At 36.5% G+C, this 11,920-nt stretch carries 13 protein-coding genes; 10 read left to right on the plus strand and 3 right to left on the minus strand.

From position 1 onward, the window contains the following. Window positions 1-207 precede the first annotated feature (207 nt). Complete coding sequence (locus ACIQXJ_RS09600) at window positions 208-1,110, plus strand: LysR family transcriptional regulator (protein ID WP_340824840.1); 903 nt, start codon at window positions 208-210, stop codon at window positions 1,108-1,110. Between the two features lie 71 nt (window positions 1,111-1,181). On the opposite strand, the gene ACIQXJ_RS09605 is transcribed toward ACIQXJ_RS09600, so the two are convergent. Together ACIQXJ_RS09605 and ACIQXJ_RS09610 are read right to left on the minus strand one after the other, a co-directional pair. Next, window positions 1,182-1,979: a DUF1835 domain-containing protein gene (locus tag ACIQXJ_RS09605; protein ID WP_403052655.1), complete on the minus strand. Its 798-nt coding sequence runs from the start codon at window positions 1,977-1,979 to the stop codon at window positions 1,182-1,184. Between the two features lie 14 nt (window positions 1,980-1,993). Beyond that, window positions 1,994-2,617 (minus strand): LysE family translocator, encoded by a 624-nt coding sequence (locus ACIQXJ_RS09610; RefSeq protein ID WP_403052658.1) that lies wholly within the window; start codon window positions 2,615-2,617, stop codon window positions 1,994-1,996. 239 nt (window positions 2,618-2,856) lie between these two features. Between ACIQXJ_RS09610 and ACIQXJ_RS09615 the strand changes: the two genes are divergently transcribed. The 6 genes from ACIQXJ_RS09615 to ACIQXJ_RS09640 all read left to right on the plus strand — a co-directional run bounded on the left by ACIQXJ_RS09615 (window position 2,857) and on the right by ACIQXJ_RS09640 (window position 9,556). After that, window positions 2,857-3,240: a sodium:proton antiporter gene (locus ACIQXJ_RS09615; RefSeq protein ID WP_403052661.1), complete on the plus strand. Its 384-nt coding sequence runs from the start codon at window positions 2,857-2,859 to the stop codon at window positions 3,238-3,240. 519 nt (window positions 3,241-3,759) lie between these two features. Then, entirely contained in the window at window positions 3,760-4,854 is a 1,095-nt protein-coding gene (proB, locus tag ACIQXJ_RS09620; protein ID WP_403052664.1) for a glutamate 5-kinase, read from the plus strand. 12 nt (window positions 4,855-4,866) lie between these two features. After that, entirely contained in the window at window positions 4,867-6,117 is a 1,251-nt protein-coding gene (locus ACIQXJ_RS09625) for a glutamate-5-semialdehyde dehydrogenase (protein ID WP_403052667.1), read from the plus strand. Between the two features lie 114 nt (window positions 6,118-6,231). After that, complete coding sequence (locus ACIQXJ_RS09630; protein WP_403052670.1) at window positions 6,232-7,113, plus strand: DMT family transporter; 882 nt, start codon at window positions 6,232-6,234, stop codon at window positions 7,111-7,113. A 27-nt stretch (window positions 7,114-7,140) separates the two neighbouring features. Beyond that, on the plus strand, window positions 7,141-8,103 hold the full coding sequence (locus ACIQXJ_RS09635; protein WP_403052673.1) for a carbohydrate kinase family protein: 963 nt from the start codon (window positions 7,141-7,143) through the stop codon (window positions 8,101-8,103). 727 nt (window positions 8,104-8,830) lie between these two features. Next, entirely contained in the window at window positions 8,831-9,556 is a 726-nt protein-coding gene (locus tag ACIQXJ_RS09640) for a hypothetical protein (RefSeq protein WP_403054919.1), read from the plus strand. Between the two features lie 248 nt (window positions 9,557-9,804). Here ACIQXJ_RS09640 and ACIQXJ_RS09645 read toward each other — a convergent pair whose 3' ends face one another. Beyond that, on the minus strand, window positions 9,805-10,110 hold the full coding sequence (locus ACIQXJ_RS09645) for a Dabb family protein (RefSeq protein ID WP_403052676.1): 306 nt from the start codon (window positions 10,108-10,110) through the stop codon (window positions 9,805-9,807). A gap of 132 nt (window positions 10,111-10,242) precedes the next feature. Here ACIQXJ_RS09645 and ACIQXJ_RS09650 point away from each other — a divergent pair, with 132 nt between their 5' ends. From ACIQXJ_RS09650 to ACIQXJ_RS09660, 3 genes are read left to right on the plus strand one after another with little or no spacing between them, the layout of a single operon-like run. After that, complete coding sequence (locus tag ACIQXJ_RS09650; protein ID WP_403052679.1) at window positions 10,243-10,422, plus strand: RNA polymerase sigma factor; 180 nt, start codon at window positions 10,243-10,245, stop codon at window positions 10,420-10,422. Window positions 10,423-10,438: 16 nt separating this feature from the next. After that, window positions 10,439-10,741 (plus strand): sigma-70 family RNA polymerase sigma factor, encoded by a 303-nt coding sequence (locus ACIQXJ_RS09655; protein WP_403052682.1) that lies wholly within the window; start codon window positions 10,439-10,441, stop codon window positions 10,739-10,741. Further along, a complete protein-coding gene (locus ACIQXJ_RS09660) occupies window positions 10,734-11,894 on the plus strand; it encodes a hypothetical protein (protein ID WP_403052685.1) in 1,161 nt (386 codons plus the stop codon). The genes ACIQXJ_RS09655 and ACIQXJ_RS09660 overlap by 8 nt, the downstream gene beginning before the upstream one ends. Window positions 11,895-11,920 lie beyond the last annotated feature (26 nt).

Genomic DNA, 11,920 nt, shown 5'->3' on the forward strand with positions numbered 1-11,920 from the left:
TCGTTTCGATACTTTTCATGCATGAATGATGTGAGGTTGAAGCCTTGTATAATCACCATTTAGGGTTGCTTAAAAATTATAAAAATGACTTTATTAAAAATCCTTTGTTATACCTTATAAAATATTTCCACGTTACCTATACTTCCTATACTTTTACCGTTATAATGCAGGTAACTAATAGTAATACTATTATTGGAGGTGAAAAAAATGGAATGGCAACAATTGGAATATTTCGCAACAGTAGCAAAGCTTGAACATATGACACGTGCTGCGGATGTATTAGCTATTTCCCAGCCTGCACTAAGTCGCTCAATCTCTAAGCTTGAGGAGGAATTAGGTGTTCCTTTATTTGACCGCCAAGGGCGTTCCATCATGCTAAATCGTTATGGAGAACAGTTTTTATATCGTGTGCAGCGTATGCGCAAAGAATATGAAAAGGCAGTATTAGAATTACAAGAGCTTAATAATCCTGAGCTTGGAGATGTGTCACTGGGCTTTTTACATACACTTGGAACGAGTATTGTACCTGATTTGATCCGCGCCTTTCGTCAGCAACACCCGCAAATCCGCTTTCATTTCACACAAAACTATTCACACTCACAATTAAAACAACTACTTGCAGGTGAGCTTGATCTTTGCCTACTTGCTGCTATTAACACAGAACCACCTGTATGCTGGAAGGAACTGTGGCGAGATGAGCTTTACATTATGGTGCCAATTGATCACCACCTTGCCAATCGTAAAAGCATTACAATGAAGGAACTAGAGCATGAAAACTTTGTACTTATGAAAAAAGGCTATGCATTGCGCCGTACTGCTGATCGATTATTAAACGCAGCGGGCATTAAGCCCAAAATTACCTATGAGGGTGATGAGGTCTCGACCGTAGCAGGATTTGTAGGCGCAGGCCTTGGCGTATCACTACTACCTGATGATGAAGATCTTAATCCAAAAAAAGTCGTAAAAATTCATGTTGAAGATATGGTCTGTGAACGTATTATCGGGATGGCTTGGATTGAAAATCGTTACCTTTCCCCTTCCGCACGACAATTTCAGAAATTTGTTTTTGATTATTATGAGAAAATGGGACCTTCAAGAAACAACGACTAAAAGCGGAAGGATGCTTTATAGCATTCTTCCGCTTTTAATTTTATGATTTGAAAGTTATTGTAGGAAACTAATTATTTCCCTATATATTTTATCTGATAAGAATACATATCTGTCGTGTCACCGCTAATTTCAAATAACCCTTTCCTAGCTAGGGTGAAAATTCGATATTCTAAAAAGGCTTCGCTCATATAGTCCTCGATTTTATTGAAAGTTCGCCCAATGACACTCACTGGTGAAAGCCATAACTCCTCATTGTTAGCTCGTAAATCTTTTGCACATTCAATTATAGTTGCATCGTAAATGTGCTCCTCTGCATGAACAATGCCCTTTTGCCAAACGCGCAATGTACTTGGATTTTGCTTTAGCTCTTCCCATTCTTTAGCAAGTCGCCGACACTCCTCATGTGTAAACCGTTTAGCATCAGATCGAAGTTTCATAAGCAAATCCGATGATAGTTCTCCAGTATGCCGAATGGACATATCTGGCTGAATTCGCTTTAAAGCTGCGGTTGTATCTATTCCAAATACCATGCTGCATTTAGTTATAAACTCGCTCATCACATAGCGCAAACCAATTTCTTCATGTGAATTTTGACTATACCAAATCCAAACATCCAAATCACAAGGGATGCCGGCTATTGATTTCATCCACATCTTATGGATGTCCTCGTATAATTCTTTTTCTTCTATATCCTTAAAAACATTAGTTTCTAACCATTTTTTACGATTTTCCAAGCTTGCAAGTGGTCCGATTGAGAAAACATCATTGACACAAATCACCGACTCTTCTCGCTGTAAATGGTGTTGTCGTATCGCGTGTTTAATAGAACCGTGTGTAGACAAGCTAAAGGTAATATGTAAAATAGCCATATAGCCTCCTCCTTTTATTGTTTACTTAGTGCGATTTGTATACCGATAAATGTAAATAGTATGCCTTGTACCATATTCAAGCGTTTAGCAATTGCTGGCCGCCCTATAATGACTTTTCTAACTTTCCCTGCAAAAATACTAAATAACGAGAATAAAATAAGTGCCTGCACTAAAAATACCATACCCAAAATTAGCATTTGTAACGCCACATGGCCGTGTATTGGATTTACAAACTGTGGCAATAGTGCTAAGAAAAATAAAGAAATTTTTGGATTTAACAAATTCATCAAGATTCCTTTGCGATACAGCAAACCTAAAGCTTGAATATTTTGTTGCTCCAATGTAAATAGATTATCTTTTGCTCGAAATGATTGCCATGCTAAATATAATAAATAGGCGGCACCTGCAAATTTGACAACCGAAAAGATAACCGTCGATTGATAAATAATAGCTGAAATTCCTAAAACTGCAGCTCCGATATGAACAAGCAAACCTGTACATAAACCTAATGAAGTCGCAATGCCTGCCTTTTTATCTTGTGTAATGCTTTGTGCAAGGACAAATAAATTGTCTGGCCCTGGCATTACCGTTAATATGACTGCTGCACCTAAAAACGTTAGCAACGTTGAAAATTCCAATTATTCCCCTTCTTTCCACTACTTTTAGAAAAAACCATAATTATAATGGTTGTATTTTCATTATACTACACGACACTCGCTACTTTAGTTGTGAGTTTATGACTATATATAGAATTTTTACAAAAAATTATTGTTTCAATTAATGCTCGTTCACACAACATTTTTCTTCGTCCATGCATTATAATGAAAATTAACACTCTATATTTAGTCCATATTGTAAGAAGAAAGAGGTGTCGTCGATGGCAGTAAGCGATATTGTTCAAGAATTGGAGGACGAGCAAGGGAATGTCTTTTATAAAATGAAAACACATAATATCGACGTTCAAGCAATGCAATCCTCTGGCTTGGCACCAGTTATTACCTATTGGATTGGTGAAAAAGATATTACGGACGATATCCGAAATTTACGTTTCAGCCCCAGACCTCCATCAAGTTATATACAAGATTATGATGAATTTCAATCAATGCTCTACGCAAAAGAGCAAAGCGCCATCAACCAACTCTATGAAAAAATGAGCATTAAGCCAAAAAATATGACAACAGGTAAACAAATATTGTGGAGTTTCTTTGTGATGATTTTGGCCATGTTACCTTTATTTGTTGCCATTTGGTGGTTTAAATAAGATGTTTTTCTATTTGACACTTTAAGCAAGTTTATGGGACATCCCCCATTTAGTAGAATGTTCACAACTTCAGCATTTTGTCCTCATTTACACAGAATTTTTCGATTCAGCTTGACAGACACACAGAAGTAGTGCATTCTTTATTCAATTACTAGTACGAACGAGAGCCTGTGGCCATTATACATGGTACGGACCTCTCTAAAATAATCAATACCTATAAAGCGCACGAAGACTAGTACGTAGAAACTAATTGCTAAGAGAGCGATGCCCACCGGCTGAAAGGCATTGTACAAAAAAGACTACTGAACCTACTTCGTGAAACGTCCTAGCCAAACTAGGCGCAGTCTCAAGCGTTATGAGGAAAGTGGAATATCTCAAGATATTCAATGTAGGTGGTACCACGGAAAGCAACCTTTTCGTCCTAATTTTTAGGATGAAAAGGTTTTTTATTGTTATTTAACAAATGTTTTCATGTTGTAAGACACGTGCGACCATGAATGGTGAACTGGAGGAAATGTGATGGAAAGAAAAAGAATCGTCGTAAAAATTGGCAGTAGCTCCTTAACGAATGCAAAAGGCGAAATTGACAAAGTACGCTTAATGGATCATGTGCAAGCGATTGCAGAATTAAAAAAATGTGGCCATGAAGTTTTACTTGTATCTTCAGGTGCTGTAGCAGCAGGCTTTAAACAATTAGGCTACCCTTCTCGTCCAGTGACAGTTAAAGGGAAACAAGCTGCTGCTGCAGTCGGCCAAAGTTTGCTTATTCAAACATATCATGCGCTATTTAGTATTTATGATATTATGCCTGCTCAGATTTTACTTACACGTACTGATTTTTCGAAAAAAGAACGCTATAAAAATGCCTATGCAACATTTGAGGAATTGTTAGAGCGAGCTATACTCCCAATTATTAATGAAAATGATACTGTATCTGTCAGTGAGTTAACATTTGGCGATAATGACATGCTATCCGCACTTGTAAGCGGACTTGTTCATGCAGACCAGCTCATTATCCTAACAGACATCAACGGCTTATACGATGCTAATCCCAATAAAAATCCGCAAGCAAAGCGCATTGATCGTTTAACAGAAGTAACAGATGAAATGCTTGGCTTCGCTGATGGTGCAGGTTCAAAAGTCGGAACAGGTGGTATGGAGTCTAAACTATTGGCAGCGCGAGCAGCTTTAAATGCTGGTGTTAAGGTGTTTATCGGCACAGGCTACGGTGCGCATAAGCTCGTCGATATTATGGATGGTCATGGAGATGGGACATATGTTGAGCATGAGGCGCTCGCTATATTAACAAATAATAAACAGTGGATTGCACTTACGGAAATTTCTGGTAAAATCTTTGTAGATAACGGCGCGGAAATTGCCTTATTAGAAAATGGTAAAAGCTTACTACCAGCTGGTGTCTACCGTGTTGAAGGAGACTTTGAACAAGGTGACGTTGTAGAGGTTTATAGTGAAAATAGGCTTATTGGACGTGGCGAAGTTTTATACTCATCACTTGAGCTAGCACATGCGATGGGAAAACGGACCGATGAATTAACGAACTATCCAATAGAAGTCATTCATCGAGACAAATGGTTAAAAATACAAACGAATTAGGGAGGCATAAAGATGACTAGTGAAGTCTATCAAAAAGGACAACTCGCAAAGACAGCAAGCTATGTATTAAATATTAAAACAACTTGCGAGAAAAATGATGCATTAACTAAAATTGCTGAGCAATTAATCATCGATCAAGATATGCTAATTGCAGAAAACTTAAAGGACTTAGCAAGTGGCAAAGAAAAAGGTATGCCCGCTTCAACACTTGATCGCATTATGTTAAACAAGGACCGAATTACAGCAATGGCAGATGCAATTCATTTACTTGTAACATTAAATGACCCAGTTGGTACAATACTTGAGCACATTGACAAAGATAACGGCTTGCATATTGAAAAGCGTATGGTACCAATTGGTGTGATCGGCATGATTTATGAGGCACGTCCAAATGTTACTGTTGATGCAGCAACATTATCGTTGAAAACAGGCAATGCCGTTATTTTACGAGGAAGCTCTTCAGCTAAATTTTCAAATATAGCGCTTGTTTCAAGTATTCACCGAGCACTTGGTAAAACGTCTATCCCTGTTGATGCAGTGCAACTAATCGAAGATACGAGTCGTGAAACAGCGAAGGAATTATTTCATTTAAAAGAATACCTAGATGTATTAATACCTCGTGGTGGTAAGGCACTTATCGATTTAGTCGTTCGTGAAGCTTCAGTGCCAGTGCTTGAAACAGGAGCAGGCAATTGCCATATTTATGTTGACCAAACTGCTGATTACATAAAAGCAGAAAGAATTTGTAGAAATGCCAAAACACAACGTCCTTCTGTTTGTAACGCTGCTGAAAGCTTACTTATTCATCCGGATTGGTTTAATGAATACGGTACAAAGCTACTAAACGCTTTGCACGAAGCAGGCGTAACAATTATCGGTGATGCAACAGTTTGCCAAGCGGTAGATTTCGCGCAGCTCGCTACAGAGGAAGATTTTGCTACGGAATACTTAGATTTAAAAATAAGCGTTAAAGTTGTCGAAAACGTATTTGAGGCCATCGAGCACATTCATCAATACGGTACAAACCACTCGGAAGCCATTATTACGGAAGATCCACTTGTAGCAGATACATTTTTAAATAATGTAGATGCGGCAGCCGTTTACCATAATGCCTCTACTCGCTTTACAGATGGCTTTGAATTCGGCTATGGCGCCGAAATTGGTATTAGTACACAAAAATTACACGCACGTGGACCAATGGGCTTACCTGCATTAACATCAACAAAGTATTTTATCCATGGAAATGGGCAAATCCGCGAGTAACGATTATTTACCAATATAAAGAGCCGACAGTAAAACACACTATCGGTTTCTTTACTAACATGATAACTAAAAAAATCAGTAGCTATTGTTTGTCTACGAGAAAGAAGGTTTGATATGAATATTTCTGCAGTAATAAAACTTACTGTATCGATGGCCATTTTCGGCTCCATCGGCTTTTTTACTATCCATACTGGTGTACCTGCTATTGAGCTTGTCTTTATCCGTTGTATTTGTGCTACCCTCTTTCTTTGTTTATTATGGCTAATGACAGGTGGTCATAAAAACGAAGTATGGGACAAAAAAGAAATAGCACGTACCCTTCTATGCGGCGTATTTATCGTCTTAAACTGGGTATTTTTATTTAAAGCATTTGAAGAAATGTCGATCTCGATTGCCATTTCAATTTATAATTTGGCACCTATATTTGTGCTTATTTTAGGGGCTCTATTGTTAAAGGAAAAAATGACAGTACAAGCTCTTGTCGCAACATTAACTTGTTTTATCGGTAGTATTTTTATTATAGGTTTACAAAATTTTGTTTCTCTGTCTGAATTTATGCAGTCAGGCTTCGTTTGGGCACTACTCTCTGCTTTGTTTTATGCATTTACAATGTTAACGAGCAGAACGATTAAAAATTTAAGTTCCTATGCATTAACATTTATACAAACGACTGTTGGTATTGTCATACTATTACCTTTTGTGGACTTTTCACTATTTGAAGGATTAACTACAACGAATTGGCTTTATATTTTAGGTACAGGCTTTATTCACACTGGATTCGTTTATTATTTATTTTTCGATAGTATTCGCAATCTATCTACTATACTAGTTTCTGTTTTAGTATTCGTAGATCCAGTCGTTGCTATTTTATTAGATATGCTATTGCTCGATTTCATGCCTAGCATTATGCAAACTGTTGGCATTGTTTTAATTTTCGGAGGGATTTTTTATACAATTTATATCCCTAATCAAAAAGCTAAGTTATTAGAGGAATGAATTTTCTATGGTAAGAGGAGGAATTGTATGCGTAAACTATATGCAATCGGTGAGCTGTTAATTGACTTTACCCCTACTGAACAATGTGACTCGCTTTCATCAGTAGAACAATTCACAAAAAATGCTGGAGGTGCCCCTGCCAATGTGGCCGCTGTCTGTGCAAAAATGGGACAACATGCTGCTTTACTATCACAGGTAGGGCAAGATGCATTTGGTGACTTTTTAATCAATACAGTAAAACAAGCTGGCGTGGACACCCAATATATTGCGCAAACAACTGAAGGCGAAACAAGCCTCGCCTTTGTTTCTTTGTCAGCAGATGGAGATCGTGACTTTTTATTTTACCGCAGAAATGCGGCTGATTTACTATATCGACCAGAACAATTACCAGCTAATTTACTTACAGCGAAAGACATCCTCCACTTTTGCTCAGTGAACTTAGTAGACAGTCCAATGAAGCACACACATGAGGCAATCATTGGGCAGGCTCATCATACAGGCTGCCTCGTATCTTTTGATCCGAACGTACGACTCCCTCTATGGCAAGACACTGAAGCATGTAAACAAACGATTTTGAATTTTATTCCGAGCGCACATATCGTGAAGCTTTCTGACGAGGAACTATCGTTTCTAACTCATATAGACAATGTACAACAAGCGGTTCAATCATTATTCCAAGGGAAGGTCCAAGTGATTTTCGTGACCCATGGTGCACAAGGCGCTAGTCTTTATACGAAGCAACAACATGTGTACGTTTCTGCTAATGTTGTACAAGCGATTGATACAACAGGTGCAGGTGATGCCTTTATTGGATCCATTTTAAGTATGTTGTTGCTGAAAAATATTACAGCAGAGACAGTCGAAGCATTTTGCGAAACGTTTGCTACTCCTCTCCTTAGCTATGCTAATCATTATGCCGGTGCATCCACAACAAAACTTGGTGCTATCACATCTTTTCCAACGAAACATGATGTACCATTATCATTTTAAACAACAAACTCCATTTTGAAAAAATCAAAATGGAGTTTGTTTTATAGATTTTCTTCAAAATCAATACATATTCGATCTTTCATTAATGAACCTACCAACTTGCTAACACGGACATGGTCTGGATGAATTGATTGAGGTTACATTATTCCACAAAGAAAAGCGCTTCCTTTTATTCTCTTCTTATTCATTTATATTAAATATTTTATACTCTCGCTTTCTATATTATCACTAGACAAAAAATATAAAATCACTATAAAATTTAATTATCCTCACTATCGTCGCATGAACATAATTCAACACTATAACTTAATATTCTTCATTTACTGCATATGTTTATGAAGAGTATCACTGAATTAAAAAAGTACAGTTACATTGAGCAAGCTGTACACAACTAAGGGAATATCGCGATGATTGCTACTGTTTGATTGTACTTGCTTAGTTAAGCACCAAATTAAACACAAGTATAAATTAGTAGCTACTTATATTAAATTAGTTTTATAGAAACGCGCAAAGATGTGCTTTTACACTATTTCAGGAAGTACCGTCTCATAAAGTTATTTAGTCTCTGTCGCACCAGTCTGAGATTATAGTAAAAAATAGATGTTCACTATCTCTACTTGAGTGTCTTTGTTTTTTATTAAAACCAAGTTGATTTAAAAATCAGAACATTGAAAATTTAAAAATGCGACACTAGTGAGTTAATTTGAAAGATAAGGAGAAGGATAAAATGGAAAAAAAATCGTCGATAAAAACTTACAAATTTTTCACGGCCCTTTTTGCTTTCGCTTGTATTCTCTTTATTACAAATAATAGTACCGCATCAGCAACTAAGTTAAGTCAAGAAGAAAAAGAACAATTACATCAACAATATATAGAAATTTTAAACGAAGTAAAATCCACAGTGACATGGGGAGACGGTCTAGTAGATATTGAAGTTTCTCCAATTGAGGATTTTGAAGAAGAAGCTTGGGTTTCTCTAGAAGTATTTAAACAACGAGCAATTGAGACGACAACATCTAGCGTTGTTGAACTTCCTTTTAATTATTTGGAAGATGAAGGTTGGGGTTCAGAAGACATATTTTATCACCAAGCAATTGAGAACACACAAGCAAACACTGTTGCAGCTCTTTCAAATACAATAACGCCATTCTCTACTACTTCTGCATCACGTAAGGTCAGAGTTAGACATGGTTCAACGCCTGTTGATATAGCAGTATCTGCAACTTTTACAACACAGTTATCTGGTGGTCGTCAAGTATTTGCTAGCTATTCTAATTTACGCACCACTGCTTCAGAAGGGAATTTCATGCGAACAGGAGTAAACGCTCGTATTACTGGTTTAGGCAGTACTTATGCATTCACTATCGGTGGAGGATTAAATTACCTTGGTTTTACAACTCACCATACATTAAATACAAACTTCATATGTTTGCCAACTGGGGTAGTTTTATAACATAATTGAAAACCAAATTACTTTATGAGACATCTAACGAACAAAAAAAGAGTAGCAATCTCTGCTACTCTTTTTCTTCTCTTTCAACAACTCCCCCCCTTCTTTCCTTGGCTAATCGGTATTCCGGTGCAACCACAACAAAACATGGTGACATCACATCTTTTCCAACGAAACAGGAAGCGCCATTATCGTTTTATAAACAAAAAACTCCATTTTGAACTAATTAAAATGGAGTTCGTTTTATAAAATTAAAGTTCTTCCTCGAAATCCATACATGTTCTATCTTTCATTAATGAACCTACCAACTTGCTAACACGGACATGGTCTGGATGAATTTGATATTGTTGTAGATGTTCTTCGCTTTCAAATAGGCTATTCAACAGTACTTGTCGATTACTAGATGCTAATGGATTTGTGATAACATTTAATGAGATAATCCCGTTAATTTTATCTGTCAGGCTTTCTAACTCTGTTTTGACGATTTGTGCATTCTGTGTTTGTTGCTCTCCGTTAAATTCATCTTTATGATTCCACATCACAATATGTCTAATCATGTACATAACCCCTTCTACACATCTTTATTAATAATCATATAGAATACTAGTTATTTTAACAATTTTTATTTTTTGAACAATTTCGTTAGATTTTTTCGTCTAAGATTAAAAGACAAGTAAGGTGGTCGTAATATGGAACAGCTGGTCGAGGAATACGGTGAATACCTATTCCATCTAAGCTATTTATATATGAAGGACAAGCAACTCGCAGAGGAAATTACGCAGGATGTATTTTTTACATTTGCCACAAAGAGTGACGCTTTTCGCAAAGATGCATCATTGAAAAACGTATTTAACAAGAATTTTAATTAATCGCTGTCACGATGAATTGCGTAAAATAAAGCGCAGAAACGTATTGCAATTTTTAATACCCTTTTGGACGAATGAACAATCTGCTGAACAGGAAGTAATGCGACAGCAACAATTTCTTTCGTTAAAGCAAGAAGTGATGAAGTTACCGATTCACTATCGGGAAGTTATTATATTGTTTTATTATGAGGAATTTGAGGTATCAGAAATTGCCGATTTGCTAAATCTTTCTCAAAATACTGTGCGCACAAGATTACGTAGAGGAAAAGAATTACTAAAATCAAAATTATCAGCACAGCCGGAGGTGTTTTTCCATGAATAATTTAAAGGAGGAATTAAAGCGAGAGCTTCGTGCAGACGTTCCATTTACGGAGGATATGAAACAACGTATGCTCATGCCTAACCGACCTGTAAATAAACGCATCAAAAAACAATATTGGCAAGTACCCTTAATTGCGCTGACATTTGTTTTGGTTTTAGGTGTCGTTTTGAAGTTACAATTCACAACGCATGAGGCAACCGCAGCAAAAACAGTTGCGACATTACCAACAGATCCTTATGACGTTGTCAAATTACTGCAAAAAAATGAAACCGAGCTACCGATTATCGAATCCAATGGTAAATTGGTGATTGACCCTACCATTTCTTTTATTATGGGTAAACAGTGGGTTTTATCACATACTCAAATGGTGGTTGACCCAAATGCAAAAATCAAAGTAGGTGATTATATTGCTTATTCCGATAAATTTGACACTGTAGTTTCTCCTGTATTTGGTATTGAAGGCGATAAAGTACAAACATCGAATGGGCAAGTAATGTTAAATGGTGAGTACCTTGCCTTGCCAGGTGCAGTGGCTCCTGTGCAATTCACGCAACCCGAACAGCAGGAAATTTATAAATATTATTTTAACAGTCGCTTTCATATGGATGCTGTAAAAATGCAAACGATTGATGTAAACCTTGCACCATTGCAAGAAAATGAGTATGCCGTTTATATGAATAAAAAAGGTGGGACAGTTGAAGTAGTAAATAATGAAGCATTTATCGGAAAAGTTGTCGGAGTAAAAAAGCTTAAACCAACCTTTACATTAACCGATAAGGAACAATCACTTTATAATGCATTTAAAGAAAATTATGATTTAAATGTTCTTAAAGGTGTTAAACCTCTATCCATTGCGAAGATGTATGCAATTTCAGAAGCACAAGGGGATTACTTAGCACATTATTCATTATTAGCGACACATACACGATCGGAAATTGAAAAGTATATAAATAATCAAAAAATAAAGGAACATTATTATACAAAGGAAATTCAGATGCTTTTAAGTGCTTATAATTATAATGGTATTGAGGAAGCAGAATTTGAACAACTAAGTGAAACGCAAGGAACTATACTTGTACGATTTATGGATTTTACATTCAAAATTAATTTTGTTAAAAACGAACAAGGTGTATGGCATCCTATTACTAAGTAATTTTAATAACTAATAAGGTCTTCTCA

Source organism: Lysinibacillus sp. NPDC097868, assembly GCF_044761135.1.
Taxonomy (GTDB): domain Bacteria; phylum Bacillota; class Bacilli; order Bacillales_A; family Planococcaceae; genus Lysinibacillus.